A 14695-nucleotide genomic window follows, 5' to 3' on the forward strand; every position below is an offset into this window, starting at 1 on the left:
ATGACTGTGTTGAGGATCACAAGGCGAGGCTGACGCCGCTCAGGGGAGCAACTCAGCGCCCCTTCTTTTGCCGCCCGGCGTTAGCGGTGCGCGGCTTGCCGGCGGCCGGTTTGCCACCCTTGGGGGCCGCTTTTCCAGCGCCGCCCTTATTGGCAGCCCCTTTACCCGCGCCGACCTTGCCCACCGGAGGCTTCTTCTCGAAGGCTTCCGGGCCCGGCACATTGGGGCGACCGCCAATCTCGTGATCATCATCGCGGCGCGGTTTCTTGCCCTGCCCCGGCTTGGCGCTTTGCGCCGCAGGGGCCTTGGCCGCCTTGGGTTTGTCGCCTTTGGCCGGTTTCACCTCGGAGGAGGAGTCCTCAATCAGCTTGAACAGCTCGATCAGCTCGTCGTCGGTCAGATCGCGCCACTCGCCTACCGGCAGCCCCTTGAGGCTGACGTTCATGATGCGGATGCGCTCCAGCTTGGTCACTTCAAAACCGAAGTGCTCGCACATGCGGCGGATCTGGCGGTTCAGCCCCTGCACCAGGGTGATGCGAAAGACGAACGGCGCCTCTTTCTTCACCTTGCACTTCTTGGTGACAGCACCGAGGATCGGCACCCCGGCCGCCATGCCGCGCACAAACTCGTCGGTCACCGGCTTGTCGACGGTCACCAGATATTCTTTCTCGTGATCGTTGCCCGCCCGCAGGATCTTGTTGACCAGATCGCCGTGGTTAGTAAGGAAAATCAGGCCCTGCGAATCCTTGTCCAGTCGCCCGATGGGGAATACCCGGGTGCTGTGGTTGACGAAATCGACGATGTTGTCCTTCTCGCCCGCCTCTGTGGTACTGACGATGCCCACCGGCTTGTTAAGGGCGATAAAGACCAGACTGTCCGCCTCGCGCGGCTCAATCACCTGACCGTTGACCTTGACCAGATCGCCAACCTGCACCTGATCGCCAATCCCGGCGCGCTTGCCGTTGATAAAGACGTGGCCCTGCTCGATAAAGCGGTCGGCCTCGCGGCGCGAGCAGATGCCGCTCTCGCTGATGTATTTGTTCAGGCGCATGGATTCGTTAGCCAGCATGAGTCACCTGCCAGAGGGGCTGAACCCCATCCTGTTGTACGGTTGCGTGCGTCGGCCATGCCGGACACATGATCTGCGGCATCACCCTCTCCACTACGTCGATTTTTTGCATACGGCTCCAATTTCAACGAGGCCAATGCCGGCCCATCCGGCAAAAAAGTGCGACACATTACCACATCGCCCGCCACAGCACGCCGGATTATCGCCAACTCCAGCGCACCGGCGACACAATTGCGGGCCAGCTCACAGCACCAAGCCCTGCATCAGGGGTTATGGGGCAAACGGGGTTTGCCCGGTTTCATAGCCAACAAAAGAGTCAGCGGTGGCGAGACAGGGGAGTACCGAAAGAGGCAAACGAGGGCATGGTTGCGCCCCGACCAGCGGCCGGGGCCAGCGGTTGATGCGCCAACCCAGCTCCCCTCTGCCGCGGCGGACTCAGGGGTAGCGACTGATCTCGATCAGGTTCTGATCCGGGTCGAGGAAGTAGATGGACTCTATCGGCCCGCAGGCGCCACTTTTGGTCACCGGCCCCTCGACAATCTCCACCCCGTGGCAGGCAAGCTGAGTCATCACCTGCTCCAGCGGCCAGCGGGTGATAAGGCAGACATCCCCCGACCCCACCTGCGCCCGGTTGCGCGGCTCCTGCCCCAGCAGTTGCAGATTGATCTTCTGGTTGCCAAATCCCACCGCCCGGCGCCCTGCGCCAAAGGTGATGGCCTCCATATTGAGCACCGAGCTGTAAAACGCCACGGCGCGCTCGATATCACTTACCGTCAATACCAGATGGTCGATATGGCTGATCATGGTTACCTCCTGGTGGTGATCTGGCTGATGTGAGCGGCATATGCCCGCAAGCATCCGACTGTCGCCGCCACTGCGGGCAGCCCCATCATACCCGGCAAGGGGGAGCCCATGTGTGCCGTGGCGCGCAAAGCGAGCGCAAATGATCTGGTCAGATAAATCCGCCTCACTGCACCGCAGTGCAGGCTTTCTCCCGCTGGGCCAGCAGGGCTTCATCGTCACTGTCCATTGCCGCCAGAATCGCCTGATTGCAGGCCCGCTCTGCCAGCTTGGCCGGACTCTGTTTGGCATCCCCGATTTCGGCACTCCTGATTTCGGCAATCATCGGCCGATAACTGACGGCCGCCGAGCAGTACATGGTGCGAAATTTGGGCAGTTGCCAACTGCTGTCATCCTGCCGGGTCAAGTCATCACACAGCTTGTGAAACAGGGCTGACGCCTTGACCGTGCACTGGCTAAAACGCCGCACATCCTGCTGGTAGGGACGACAAACGCTCGGCTGCTGGATCTGCCACAGCTGAAAGGAGAACGGGACCGACTCCCCCTCATACTGCACCACCAGCGTCTTGACCTCGGTGCCATAGATATCCGCAACCTGCTGCTGTACCAGATTGATATAAGCCGAAAAAAGATAAGAAACCGGATCCATCACCACCTCCCTGTGGTTGTCACTGCCGGGCTCTATTACCGAAAACCGTGGCGATTTTCAAACGAGTAACAGGCGACAACAGCTTACTGATTTGGTTGGAAAAAATGATACTCTTCTCGCCACCCTCATGTACAACGTTCAAGGCCAGTGTGCGATGCAACAATGCGGTATTTATGAACAGCTCATTACTCAACTGCTGACATCTCGACTCGACCGCGAGCGCTTTTACGTAGGGGAACGCCAACTTGAACCTGCCGAAGCGGCAGTTTGGTTATCCAGATTTCTGAGCCGGGTTTTGGAATATGCGGTGGGCTCGGTCACTGGAGAGGATCAGCTGCAACGGCAGATTGAACTGGCTAACCAGTTATTGCTTTGGCTAAAGGATCGGACCCAAGATCCAGACTTTATTGGCGAGAACCTCATCGATAGTCAGGGTAAAATTCTGACCGCGCTCTACCAGTTAGATAACCCCATCTCAGCCAATTTAAAGCAATATGCTGAGGATATTTTCCCTCTGACCGGTCTAACGCAAAGTGAGCTGTTCTGCGGCAGCAATGCGGGTTTGTCGATGGAATCGGAGATTAAACGGGAGATATTATCGGCAGATAGCATCTGCTGGCTGGTCTCATTTATAAAATGGGCAGGTATTCGTATTTTCCGTCATGAGCTGGAAGAGTTCACCCGCAGCGGCCGCCAATTAAAAATAATTACTACCTCTTATATGGGGGCGACCGACGCCAAGGCAGTTGAATTTTTAGCCAGCCTCCCCAATACCGAAGTCAAACTCAGCTATAACACCCAGCGTGAGCGGTTGCATGCCAAGAGTTATCTCTTTTGCCGAAATACCGGCTTTCATACCGGCTATATAGGTTCATCCAACCTCTCTCATTCTGCCCTCACCAGTGGCTTGGAGTGGAACCTAAAAATCACCTCGCAAGAGATCCCTCATATTATCGAGAAATCCCTGAGTACCTTTGAAACCTATTGGGAATCCGATGATTTTGAGCTGTTCGATGGCAAGCTCGAAAGCCGCAAGAAATTACAACATGCCCTGCAAGAGGCCCGTGGCGATGGGGACAAAAATAACCCGGCCTATTTCTTTGATATCGCGCCGTTTCACCATCAACAGGAGATCCTTGAACAATTGGCGATGGAGCGCACTTTACACCAGCGCTTCCGTAACTTGGTGGTTGCGGCCACCGGTACAGGGAAAACCCTGATCTCCGCTTTTGATTTTGCGCGTTTTCTGAAAACCAAACCCGATGCCAAGTTTCTGTTTGTCGCCCACAAAGAGGAGATCTTGCGCCAAGCATTGGCCTCATACCGCGGTGTGCTCAAGCAATCCAATTTTGGCGAACTCTTGGTCGGCGGTGCCGTACCTACTCACTACCGTCAGCTATTTGCCTCGGTGCAATCCTTGAATAACCAGCTGGCTAATTTACGTCTTAGCCCAGACTATTTCGATTACATTGTCATCGATGAGGTTCACCATATTGCAGCGGCCAGTTATCGTGGTCTGCTCGCCGCCTTTGAACCTCACATTCTGTTGGGATTAACCGCAACGCCAGAGCGCCATGATGGCGGCGATATTCTCGCTGATTTTTGTGGTGTCATCGCAGCGGAGATCCGTTTACCAGAGGCCATCAATCGTCGCCATCTCTGTCCGTTCCAATATTTTGGTATCGACGATGATACTGACTTGCGCCAAGTGACTTGGACAAATGGTCGTTATGACATCACAGAGCTCACCAATATCTACACCCATAATCAACAGCGGGTGCAGAAAATAGTCCAAAGCCTCTATGAGATCGTCACCGATATTACCAAGATCAAAGCACTGGCATTTTGTGTGAGCCGCGAACATGCCGATTTTATGTGCAAGGCATTTTTATTGAAGGGCATCAAGGCTGACATCCTCACCAGCGATAACCGAGACGAGCGTCATAGCAAACAACAGGATTTGCGTACCGGCGTTATCAATATTCTCTGCGTGGTAGACATCTTCAACGAAGGTGTTGATATCCCAGAAGTCGATACCTTGCTGTTTTTACGACCAACGGAAAGCCTCACCATTTTCTTGCAGCAATTAGGGCGGGGCCTGCGGCTGGCGAACGATAAAGAGTGCTGTACCGTGTTGGATTTTGTTGGCAATGCTCGCGCAGAGTATGACTTTGCCCAAAAATTCCGGGCTCTGGTGGGTAAAACCAGTAAGGCAATCAGCCACGAAATCAAACAAGGCTTTCCCCATGCCCCATTGGGCTGCCGCATCGAACTCTCAAAACAGACCCAAGAGTTAATTCTGAGCAATATCAAGAAGGCGACTCTCAATACCTCGCGCCTCATGGGCCTGATCCGCCGTTTCTCACAGGATTGCGATTTACCGCTGACACTGGCGAACTTTTTGAAGTTCTACCCTCACATCAGCCTTGAGGAGATCTACAAGCGCGGCAATTGGAGCACCTTGGTCAAACAGGCCCGCAACCACACTGTTTCTGAAATGAGCGATGAGAAGCTGTCGACCCTCTACACCCGGGCCATCAAAACCCGGCTATTGGGTTGCGATGCGCTCCATTATTTGAACTTCTTACAAACCTTGGTGGAAAGCGCCTTTACCTTAACGGCTGAGCACGATGAGCGGATGGCTTTGATGTGCCATTACGACTTCTGGCAACAAAGCGGACCCAACGCAGGCTTTGGCTCCTTGGCGCACAGCCTGAAACAACTCAATCAACCAGAGTTGAGGTCCGAGCTTGCAGATCTGTTGCCCATGCTGATCAACCGGGTGCAACACGAGCAATTGGCCATGCCTGACCTTCCCGGCAATCCACTGCAACTACATGCCCGTTATGCCAGAGAGCAGGTACTGGTTGGCTTTGGCGCGACCACCTTCGCGCAGCAACCCACGGCTCGCGAAGGGGTCTATGTCATCGCAGAGCAAAATATCGAGTTGCTGTTCGTGACCTTGAACAAAACGGAGCAGCACTTCTCCCCCACTACCCGTTATCACGACTACGCCATCAACGAGTCGCTGTTTCATTGGCAGAGCCAAAACAGCGCTCGCCCAGAGCGGGGTAAGGGGCTGAGTTACATAAACCACAGAGCAGAGGGTAAGCGCTTGTTTTTGTTCGTTCGTGAGCAGAGCAAAGATGAATTTGGCCGCACCCTTGGCTTTGTGAACTTTGGTGAGGTGGAGTACGTATCCCACAGCGGCAGCCAACCGATGAACATCAAATGGCGCCTAATGACCCCAATGCCGCCTTTTATATGGAAAGAGGCAGCCAAGCTTGCGATTGGCTAACCGCTATGAGTGGCGAAAAAGCCGACGAGATCTCGCACAGATCCACGCTGATATTGGCCATTTGACTAATAACCATGCGGCCTTGCGGTTGTTTAACTGGCCCTAACGTCAGATAATACCGCCCGCCTTCAACCCCCGATAACCCGACTTTCAGTGACGGTAATTGATGACTGAGTACCTGCTTTTATTGATCGGCACCGTGCTGGTTAACAACTTCGTGCTGGTGAAATTCCTCGGCCTCTGCCCCTTTATGGGGGTCTCCGGCAAGCTGGAAACCGCCATCGGCATGGGGCTGGCGACCACCTTCGTGATGACCCTCGCCAGTGCCAGCTCCTATCTGGTGGAGCACTATATCCTGCTGCCGCTGGATATCGCCTATCTGCGCACCCTCGCCTTTATTCTGGTGATCGCCGTGGTGGTGCAGTTTACCGAGATGGTGGTGCGCAAGAGCAGCCCGACCCTCTATCGCCTGCTGGGGATCTTCCTGCCCCTCATCACCACCAACTGCGCGGTACTCGGGGTGGCGCTGCTCAGCATCAATGAGCGTCATGACTTCGTGCAGAGCGTGATCTACGGCTTTGGCGCCGCCACCGGCTTCTCGCTGGTGTTGATCCTGTTTGCCGCCATGCGCGAGCGTCTGGTCGCCGCCGATGTGCCCGCGCCGTTTCGCGGGGTGTCGATTGCCATGATAACCGCCGGTCTGATGTCGCTGGCCTTTATGGGCTTTACCGGCCTTATCAAGATATAACCATGATCCATATTCTCTTTGCCATTCTGGTGCTCACCCTGCTGGCGCTGGCGTTCGGGATTATCCTGGGCTTTGCCGCCGTCAAGTTTCATGTGGAAGCAGACCCCATCGTCGATCAGCTCGATGCCCTGCTGCCCCAGACCCAGTGTGGCCAGTGCGGCTATCCCGGCTGCAAACCCTACGCCGAGGCACTCGCCAACGGCGATCAGATCAACAAGTGCGTGCCGGGTGGCGAGGCCACCATGCGCAAGATTGCCGATCTGATGGGGGTCGAGCCCCAGCCGCTGGGGGGCAGTGACGAGGCCGCTGTGCCGGTCAAGAAGGTCGCCTTTATCCACGAAGATCAGTGCATCGGCTGCACCAAGTGCATTCAGGCCTGCCCGGTGGATGCCATCGTCGGCGCCACCAAGGCGATGCATACCGTGATTGCCAACGAGTGCACCGGTTGCGATCTCTGTGTCGATCCCTGCCCGACCGATTGCATCGAGATGATCCCGGTGCCTACCACGGTCGATAACTGGAAGTGGGATCTCAATAACGTGCATGTTCCGGGCAAGATTCCGGTCAAGATAGTGGAATAAACAGCGGAGCAACCATGCATTCCTTACTCGAACGTATCAAAGCCGGCACGCTCTGGGACTTTCACGGTGGCATTCACCCCGCCGACAACAAGCTGCAATCAAGCCAGAGCCCGGTGGTAGACGCCGGTCTGCCGCCGCGCCTCATCATTCCGCTGCGCCAGCACGCTGGCCCCGCCGGCGATCTGCTGGTGCAGGTGGGCGACAAGGTCAAAAAAGGGCAGCCACTGACCCGTTACGCCAAAGGGCGTACGGTGCCTGTCCATGCCTCTACCTCGGGCACCATCACCGAGATTGGCAACCACACGGTTGCCCACCCCTCCGGACTCGGCGATCTCTGCGTCATTCTCACCCCGGATGGGGAGGATGAGTGGGGCGAGCGCAATGGCAAAGCCGATTACTGGAATCTGGAGCGGGGCGAGCTGCTCGAGCGCATCCAGCAGGCAGGGGTGGCGGGCCTTGGCGGCGCGGTGTTCCCCACTCACAGCAAGCTCGATGGCCGCGGCCAGCTCACCGAGATCCTGATCGTCAACGGGCTGGAGTGCGAACCCTATATCACCACCGATGATCGGTTGATGCAGCAGTACGCCGACGAGATCATGGATGGCATCCGGGTGCTCAAGCACCTGCTCAAACCCAAGCTGACCCTGATCGGGGTAGAAGACAACAAGCCCGAGGCGATCGAGCAGTTGACCCGCCACGCCACCGACGAGGACGTGCTGGTCAAGACGGTGCCGACCAAGTACCCCTCGGGCGGTGCCAAGCAGACCATCGAACTGCTTACCGGCCGTCAGGTGCCCAAAGGCGGCCGCGCGGTCGATATCGGCATCATGGTGCTCAACGTCGCCACCGTGTTTGCCATCAAGCGCGCCATTATCGACGGCGAGCCGCTGATCGAGCGGATCGTTACCCTCACCGGGGACAGCTTCAAGAAGCCCGGCAACGCCTGGGTGCGCCTGGGGACGCCGGTGCGCTGGCTGTTGCAGCGTTTCGAGCTGCAACCGGAAGCGGAGCAGCGGGTCATCATGGGTGGCCCCATGATGGGCTTTACCCTGCCCCACGCCATGGTGCCTGTGGTCAAGGCCACCAACTGCCTGCTGGCGCCGACGCAGGCCGAACTGCCCGCCCCCGGCCCGGAGCAGCCCTGCATCCGTTGCAGTGCCTGCGCCGATGCCTGTCCGGCCACCCTGCTGCCGCAAGAGCTCTACTGGTACAGCCGGGCCAAGGAGTATGACAAGGCCGAGAAGCTCAACCTGATGGATTGCATCGAGTGTGGCGCCTGCGCCTGGGTTTGCCCGAGCGAAATCCCGCTGGTGCAGTACTACAAGATCGCCAAGGATGACATTCGCGAAGCCCGCGCCGAGGCCGAAAAAGCCGAGCGCGCCAAGCAGCGTTTCGAGGCCAAGCAGGCCCGTTTCGAGCGGGAGAAAGCGGCCCGCGAAGCGCGTCATGCCGAAGCTGCTGCCCAGCGCCGTCAGACCATGACGGCCGCAGGCGGGGAAGATCCGGTGGCCGCTGCGCTGGCCCGCATCAAGGCCAAGCAGGATGCCCCCATCACTGCCATTACCGCCACCGCCGAGGGCGTGCCCGACAACAGCGCCGTGATTGCCGCCCGCGAAGCCCGCAAACGGGAAGCGGAAGCCCGCCGCGCCGCCAAGCTGGCGGAAAGCGCAAACAGCGACACTGCCGCCGCTGCGCCGCAATCTGCCGAGGCGGTTGACCCCGCCAGCGATCCCAAGAAAGCGGCCATCGCCGCCGCACTGGCCCGCGCCAAGGCCAAGAAAGCCGCACAAGCGGGTGATAGCGCCGAGCCTGCGGCTACCGAAGCTGCGGCTGCGGCTGCGGCTGCGGCTGCGGTAGATGCTGATCAGCAAAAGGCAGAGGTTGATCCGAAAAAAGCGGCGATTGCCGCTGCCATCGCCCGTGCCAAAGCCAAAAAGGCCGAGGCCAGTGGCGAGCCGGTAAGCACAGATCACAGCGTGACAGCCGAGGCTGACACGCCAAGCGATGCGCCCACTGATCCCAAGAAAGCCGCAATTGCGGCCGCCATCGCTCGTGCCAAGGCCAAAAAGGCAGCCCAGCAGGGTGACGGCGCTGAGGGCGACCTGACTGCAAACGCAGGCACCAGCGAATCCGCTGCAACCCAAAGCGATGCGCCATCTGCGGTCAGCGAAGCGGTTGATCCCAAGAAGGCGGCAATTGCCGCAGCCATCGCTCGTGCCAAGGCCAAGAAGCTGGCCCAGCAAGGTGAAAGTGCCGGTGCTGAAGATGCGGAGAGTAAACCAGCAGCCAGCGCGGAGACCCGCGACGTGGCGGTAGCCAAGAGCGAAGTAACCACCAGCCAGAGCGATACGGCAACTGCTGCAAGTGAAGCGGTCGATCCCAAGAAAGCCGCTATCGCCGCAGCCATCGCCCGTGCCAAAGCCAAAAAGCTGGCGCAGCAGAGCGAGCGTATCAGTGCTGAGGTAGAGAGTGCCGGTACTCAGGTAGATAGGGCCGGAACTGAGGGTGAGCGCGTATCGGTCGAGCCGATGCAAACCGCTGCTGCCAGCAGTGAGCAACCACTTGCCGTCGCTGCCGCGCCTGAAGCGTCTGCCCCTGCGGCTGATGTCCCGGTTGATCCGAAAAAAGCGGCCATTGCAGCCGCCGTTGCCCGCGCCAAGGCGAAGAAGCTGGCGGCCGAGGCGGCCAGAGCCGCCGGGACCGCCGCTGAAGATGCACCGTCAGCCGACCGAACAACCACAAGGTAACCGACAGACTCATGTTCAATATTGCGACTGCGCCGTTTGCCCATAACCGCAAACAGACCCGAACCCTGATGCTGCTGGTAATCCTGGCCTGCGTGCCGGGCTTGCTGGCCCAGACTTGGTTCTTCGGCTGGGGCACCTTTATCCAGATCCTGCTGGCGCTGGTCACTGCGCTGCTGTGCGAGGCGCTGGTGCTCAAGCTGCGGGGCCGCGCCATCAAACCGGCCCTGATGGATGGCAGTGCGGCGCTCACCGCCGTGCTGATTGGTCTCTCCCTGCCGCCGCTGCTGCCGTGGTGGATGCTGGTGGTGGGCACGGCCTTCGCCATCATCGTCGCCAAGCACCTTTACGGCGGGCTGGGCCAGAACCTGTTCAATCCGGCCATGGTGGCCTATGTGCTGCTGCTGGTCTCCTTCCCGGTGCAGATGACCAGCTGGCTGCCGCCAGAGAGCGTGCGCGCCTACAGCCTCGGCTTTGGCGATGCGGCGTCGGTGATCTTCACCGGCTTTAGCCTCGATGGCTACAGCATGGCACAGCTCAAGCAGGGGGTGGATGGCCTCACCATGGCGACCCCCCTCGATACCCTTAAAACCGGCCTGACCCAAGGGCTCACCACCGGCGAGATCCTGAGCGGCCCGCTGTTCGAGGGTTGGGGTGGCATCGGCTGGAGCTGGGTCAACCTCGGCTATCTGCTGGGCGGCCTCTTCTTGCTGCAGCAGAAGGTGATCAACTGGCGCATTCCCACCGCGATTCTCGGTGCCCTGCTGCTGGCCTCCACCATCGGCTATCTGGTGAGCCCGGATGCGACCGCCACGCCCATCTTCCATCTTTTTAGCGGCGCTACTATGCTGGGTGCCTTCTTTATCGCCACCGATCCGGTCAGCGCCTGCACCACGCCGCGCGGCCGACTGGTCTATGGCGTGCTGATCGGGGTGCTGGTCTACATCATTCGCCGCTTTGGCGGCTATCCGGATGCGTTCGCCTTCGCCGTGCTGCTGGCCAACCTTTGTGTGCCCTTTATCGACAGCCTGACTCGCCCGAAAGTGTATGGAGCCCGTCGCCAATGATGTTTCTGCCCTTTTTCCCCATCACAGCTGACGGAGCCCGGACATGTTAAAGAGCATGCGCAAGAACGGCCTTATTCTGGCGATGTTCGCGCTCGGCTGTACCGCGCTGGTGGTACTGACCAACGAACTGACCAAGGATAAAATCGCCCACCAGCAACAGCTGGAGAAGCAGCAGACTCTCTCGGTATTGCTGCCAGAGGGAAGCTATGACAACGATCTGGTGGCCAGCTGCAAGCAGGTCACCAGCAGGAAGTATCTCGGCAGCGATCAGCCGCAGGCGCTCTATACCGCCAGCAAAAATGGCGTGGTGACCGGTTATGCGCTGGAGGCGATTGCACCAGATGGTTACAGCGGGGCGATCCGCATCGTCGCGGGCTTTGATGCCAAGGGCACCATCACCGCCGTGCGCGTGCTCGCTCACAACGAGACCCCCGGCCTTGGTGACAAGATCGAGCTGAAGAAATCGGACTGGATCAACCGCTTTGCCGGAAAATTCCTGACCCATGACAACGAGCCCCAATGGGCGGTGAAGAAGGATGGCGGCGAGTTCGATGCCTTTACCGGCGCCACCATCACCCCGCGAGCCGTGGTCAAGGCGGTGAAGAACCTGCTGAAACTGCAGCAGGAGCAACCCGAACTGCTCAGCAACGCCCCGGCTTGTCCGGCGGCGCACTAACGGAGTCGAGCCATCATGAACCAGATGGAACAGATTGAAACGAGCGCAGCCCCGATTGCCGAGCTGGAAAGCCGCAAGGGCGAGCTCAAGGAGCTGATGAGTCAGGGGCTGTGGAAGAACAACCCCTCGCTGGTGCAGGTGCTGGGTCTGTGCCCGACCCTCGCCGTCTCCTCCACCTTTACCAATGCGCTGGGGCTGGGCCTTGCCACCATGGCGGTGCTGGTCTGCTCCAACCTTGCGGTCTCGCTGGTACGCAATTGGGTGCCGAAGGATATTCGCATCCCGGTCTATGTGATGATCATCGCCTCGCTGGTGACCAGCGTGCAGCTGCTGATGAACGCCTACACCTATGGCCTCTATCAGGCGCTCGGCATCTTTATCGCCCTGATCGTCACCAACTGCATCATCATCGGCCGCGCCGAGGCGTATGCCTCCAAGAATCCGCCGCTGCTGGCGGCCCTCGACGGCCTGATGATGGGCCTTGGTTTTACCCTGGTGCTGCTGGTACTGGGCGGCATGCGCGAGATCATCGGCATGGGCACCCTGTTTGATGGCGCCGAGCTGCTGCTGGGCGAGTGGGCCAAATCCCTGCGCATCGAGCTGTTCCACGCCGATGCCAGCCTGCTGCTGGCGATTTTGCCGCCGGGGGGCTTTATCGGGCTGGGGCTGCTGATCGCTGCCAAGAATGCCATCAACGACTGGCGGGATCGCAAACAGGCAACCACTCTGGTTCACAGTAATGGGGCCCACTGCAACGTTGCCCCGGCTCGCGTCCGGGCGACCGAGCTATGATCGGACGCAAGGCATGAACAACCAGAAACGCAGAGAGATCCTGGATCGGCTGCGGGAAAACAATCCCCACCCCACCACAGAGCTCAACTTCAACTCGCCGTTCGAGCTGTTGATTGCCGTGCTGCTCTCGGCGCAAGCGACCGATGTCAGCGTCAACAAGGCAACCGACAAACTCTATCCGGTGGCCAACACCCCGCAAGGGATGCTGAGCCTCGGGGTGGACGGGCTCAAGGAGTACATCAAGACCATTGGCCTGTTTAACACCAAGGCCGAGAACGTCATCAAGACCTGCGCCATCCTGCTGGAGCGCCATGGCGGCGAGGTGCCGGAAAACCGCGAAGCGCTGGAAGCCCTGCCCGGCGTCGGCCGCAAGACCGCCAACGTGGTGCTCAACACCGCCTTTGGCTGGCCCACCATCGCCGTCGATACCCATATCTTCCGGGTATCGAACCGCACTGGCTTTGCGGTAGGCAAGAACGTGGATCAGGTGGAGGAGAAGCTGCTTAAAGTGGTGCCCACCGAGTTCAAGCTGGATGTCCACCACTGGCTGATCCTGCACGGGCGTTACACCTGTCTCGCTCGCAAGCCCCGTTGTGGTTCCTGTATCATCGAGGACTTATGCGAGTATAAAGAGAAGGTCTATCCGGAAAACTGACCGATCTCCTTTCTAGCCTCACGGCATACAAATCACCCACCCGGAGAACTGAGCAATGAGAATTCTGCATACCATGCTGCGTGTCGGCGATCTGCAACGCTCCATCGACTTCTACACCCGCGTGCTCGGCATGAAGCTGCTGCGCAAGAGCGAGAACAGCGAGTACAAGTACACCCTGGCCTTCGTCGGCTACGGTGACGAGAAAGATGAAGCGGTGATCGAGCTGACCTACAACTGGGGGGTGAGCGAGTACGAACTGGGCTCTGCCTACGGCCATATCGCGCTGGAAGCGGACGACATCTATGCCACCTGCGACGCCCTGCGCGCAGCCGGTGCCAAGATCACCCGCGAGCCGGGCCCGGTCAAGGGCGGCACCACCGTCATCTCCTTCGTCGAAGATCCGGACGGTTACAAGATTGAACTGATCGCCAAGAAAGATGCCGGTACTGGCCTGGGTGACAGCTTCTAAGCGACCCGACTGCTGCCGGATGGCAGGATCAAAAAAGAGCGCAGATGCGCTCTTTTTTATGCCTCTCTGCCGGGGACTGCGCTAGATCTCGCCGTTGCGCCCCATGCTGATCACCACCCGCCGGTTCTTGGCACGACCCTGCTCGGTTTCATTGGAGGAGACATGCTGCTTCTCGCCGTGCCCTTCCACCGAGATCTTGCCGGGTTCCAGCCCCAGATCGACAAACACCTTCTTGATGGCATCGGCCCGCTTCTCGGAGAGCTTCTGGTTCGGCCAGCGGCCGCCGTAGCTGTCGCTGTAGGCGTCGATCACCACTACATCGATGCTCTTGTCCGCCTTGATAAACTCGCTGATCATCGCCAGTCGCCGTTTGGAGGGGATGGAGAGCTGATCGCTGTTCTTGTCGTAGGTGAGCACGCTAAAGGCGATGTCGTTGAAGCTGTAGGGCAAGAGCCCGCTCAAACAGTCGATAAAGGCCTGATATTTGACCCGAAAATTGACTGACGACAGTGACACCCGCACCGCGCGGTTCTGGCGATACCAGTCCCGATACTGGAAAGTCGGCATCCGCCCCCCCTCCAGCTCGTCGAGCATGGTCCAGGCGGTTTGCCCCTCCACCAGCCCATCGAACTGCTGATAGAAGCGCAGCTGGCTCACTTCTCGCCCGGCAATCCCCGGGCGCCATACCGGCGGCATGATGCCAAGGCTCACCGTCTGGGTCTGGGCCTGTGGCCGCTTGCCCTTGAGCTCAAAGTCGAGGTTGATCTTGCGCCCTGCGCGGCTGACAAAAGCCCCCGTTCCCCAGTTGGGAATGGGGTGCTCGAGGCGACACTCAATCTGGGTATCGGAGGTCAAACGCCAGACGGATTGATCCAGACCGGCACCGAATTCGGTGACCCCAGCCTGTAACTGCATACTCACGGATATGCTGACCAACCCCAACAACCAAGCGTTCAATTGCCTGCCCTCCACACGATCTCACAAGAGATATCGGCGGCAAGGCGCCAAGCTTTAGCGACAAACTGCAAAGTGCTGCCGTGTGTGTGGCAAAAGCTTGCCCCGTTGGCAGCCAGCAACAATCGGCTCTCATTGGCCACATTTCCCCCGTGCCAACCAACGGGAAGCTCGCTACAGTAAAGCCAGAAC

General features: G+C 59.0%; 13 protein-coding genes. 9 read left to right on the forward strand and 4 right to left on the reverse strand.

The window, feature by feature from the left end; translation table 11 throughout:
* Nucleotides 1-52: 52 nt before the first annotated feature.
* From rluF to OKC27_RS00255, 3 genes are all read right to left on the reverse strand, one after another.
* Nucleotides 53-1069: a 23S rRNA pseudouridine(2604) synthase RluF gene (gene rluF / locus OKC27_RS00245; RefSeq protein ID WP_270805769.1), complete on the reverse strand. Its 1017-nt coding sequence runs from the start codon at nucleotides 1067-1069 to the stop codon at nucleotides 53-55.
* Between the two features lie 435 nt (nucleotides 1070-1504).
* Nucleotides 1505-1873: a VOC family protein gene (locus tag OKC27_RS00250; RefSeq protein ID WP_040067818.1), complete on the reverse strand. Its 369-nt coding sequence runs from the start codon at nucleotides 1871-1873 to the stop codon at nucleotides 1505-1507.
* 163 nt (nucleotides 1874-2036) lie between these two features.
* Complete coding sequence (locus OKC27_RS00255) at nucleotides 2037-2519, reverse strand: hypothetical protein (protein ID WP_270805771.1); 483 nt, start codon at nucleotides 2517-2519, stop codon at nucleotides 2037-2039.
* Between the two features lie 154 nt (nucleotides 2520-2673).
* Between OKC27_RS00255 and OKC27_RS00260 the strand changes: the two genes are divergently transcribed.
* From OKC27_RS00260 to gloA, 9 genes are all read left to right on the forward strand, one after another.
* Entirely contained in the window at nucleotides 2674-5817 is a 3144-nt protein-coding gene (locus tag OKC27_RS00260) for a DUF3427 domain-containing protein (RefSeq protein ID WP_270805847.1), read from the forward strand.
* A 166-nt stretch (nucleotides 5818-5983) separates the two neighbouring features.
* The gene (gene rsxA, locus OKC27_RS00265) at nucleotides 5984-6565 is read left to right on the forward strand and encodes an electron transport complex subunit RsxA (protein ID WP_164536490.1); all 582 of its coding nucleotides are present in this window, start codon (nucleotides 5984-5986) and stop codon (nucleotides 6563-6565) included.
* Nucleotides 6566-6567: 2 nt separating this feature from the next.
* Nucleotides 6568-7146 (forward strand): electron transport complex subunit RsxB, encoded by a 579-nt coding sequence (gene rsxB / locus OKC27_RS00270; protein ID WP_005350799.1) that lies wholly within the window; start codon nucleotides 6568-6570, stop codon nucleotides 7144-7146.
* A gap of 14 nt (nucleotides 7147-7160) precedes the next feature.
* Nucleotides 7161-9893, forward strand: coding sequence for an electron transport complex subunit RsxC (gene rsxC / locus OKC27_RS00275; RefSeq protein ID WP_270805773.1), 2733 nt, complete (start codon nucleotides 7161-7163; stop codon nucleotides 9891-9893).
* Nucleotides 9894-9904: 11 nt separating this feature from the next.
* On the forward strand, nucleotides 9905-10957 hold the full coding sequence (rsxD, locus tag OKC27_RS00280) for an electron transport complex subunit RsxD (RefSeq protein WP_182969304.1): 1053 nt from the start codon (nucleotides 9905-9907) through the stop codon (nucleotides 10955-10957).
* 43 nt (nucleotides 10958-11000) lie between these two features.
* Nucleotides 11001-11633: an electron transport complex subunit RsxG gene (rsxG, locus tag OKC27_RS00285; RefSeq protein ID WP_270805774.1), complete on the forward strand. Its 633-nt coding sequence runs from the start codon at nucleotides 11001-11003 to the stop codon at nucleotides 11631-11633.
* A 15-nt stretch (nucleotides 11634-11648) separates the two neighbouring features.
* Nucleotides 11649-12425, forward strand: coding sequence for an electron transport complex subunit E (locus OKC27_RS00290; RefSeq protein WP_442866060.1), 777 nt, complete (start codon nucleotides 11649-11651; stop codon nucleotides 12423-12425).
* A 13-nt stretch (nucleotides 12426-12438) separates the two neighbouring features.
* Nucleotides 12439-13080 (forward strand): endonuclease III, encoded by a 642-nt coding sequence (gene nth, locus OKC27_RS00295; protein ID WP_270805776.1) that lies wholly within the window; start codon nucleotides 12439-12441, stop codon nucleotides 13078-13080.
* A gap of 55 nt (nucleotides 13081-13135) precedes the next feature.
* On the forward strand, nucleotides 13136-13549 hold the full coding sequence (gene gloA / locus OKC27_RS00300; RefSeq protein WP_270805778.1) for a lactoylglutathione lyase: 414 nt from the start codon (nucleotides 13136-13138) through the stop codon (nucleotides 13547-13549).
* 81 nt (nucleotides 13550-13630) lie between these two features.
* Here gloA and OKC27_RS00305 read toward each other — a convergent pair whose 3' ends face one another.
* Complete coding sequence (locus OKC27_RS00305) at nucleotides 13631-14506, reverse strand: flagellar protein MotY (RefSeq protein ID WP_171971590.1); 876 nt, start codon at nucleotides 14504-14506, stop codon at nucleotides 13631-13633.
* Nucleotides 14507-14695: the final 189 nt, after the last annotated feature.

The organism is Aeromonas sp. QDB62 (genome assembly GCF_027705695.1).
GTDB lineage: Bacteria > Pseudomonadota > Gammaproteobacteria > Enterobacterales > Aeromonadaceae > Aeromonas > Aeromonas allosaccharophila.

What these genes read in the sequence shown, in the direction of transcription:
- rluF (WP_270805769.1), bottom strand. Translation starts at nt 1,069, where the DNA reads ATGCTGGCTAACGAATCCATGCGCCTGAACAAATACATCAGCGAGAGC.
- OKC27_RS00250 (WP_040067818.1), bottom strand. Translation starts at nt 1,873, where the DNA reads ATGATCAGCCATATCGACCATCTGGTATTGACGGTAAGTGATATCGAG.
- OKC27_RS00255 (WP_270805771.1), bottom strand. Translation starts at nt 2,519, where the DNA reads ATGGATCCGGTTTCTTATCTTTTTTCGGCTTATATCAATCTGGTACAG.
- OKC27_RS00260 (WP_270805847.1), top strand. Translation starts at nt 2,674, where the DNA reads ATGCAACAATGCGGTATTTATGAACAGCTCATTACTCAACTGCTGACA.
- rsxA (WP_164536490.1), top strand. Translation starts at nt 5,984, where the DNA reads ATGACTGAGTACCTGCTTTTATTGATCGGCACCGTGCTGGTTAACAAC.
- rsxB (WP_005350799.1), top strand. Translation starts at nt 6,568, where the DNA reads ATGATCCATATTCTCTTTGCCATTCTGGTGCTCACCCTGCTGGCGCTG.
- rsxC (WP_270805773.1), top strand. Translation starts at nt 7,161, where the DNA reads ATGCATTCCTTACTCGAACGTATCAAAGCCGGCACGCTCTGGGACTTT.
- rsxD (WP_182969304.1), top strand. Translation starts at nt 9,905, where the DNA reads ATGTTCAATATTGCGACTGCGCCGTTTGCCCATAACCGCAAACAGACC.
- rsxG (WP_270805774.1), top strand. Translation starts at nt 11,001, where the DNA reads ATGTTAAAGAGCATGCGCAAGAACGGCCTTATTCTGGCGATGTTCGCG.
- OKC27_RS00290 (WP_442866060.1), top strand. Translation starts at nt 11,649, where the DNA reads ATGAACCAGATGGAACAGATTGAAACGAGCGCAGCCCCGATTGCCGAG.
- nth (WP_270805776.1), top strand. Translation starts at nt 12,439, where the DNA reads ATGAACAACCAGAAACGCAGAGAGATCCTGGATCGGCTGCGGGAAAAC.
- gloA (WP_270805778.1), top strand. Translation starts at nt 13,136, where the DNA reads ATGAGAATTCTGCATACCATGCTGCGTGTCGGCGATCTGCAACGCTCC.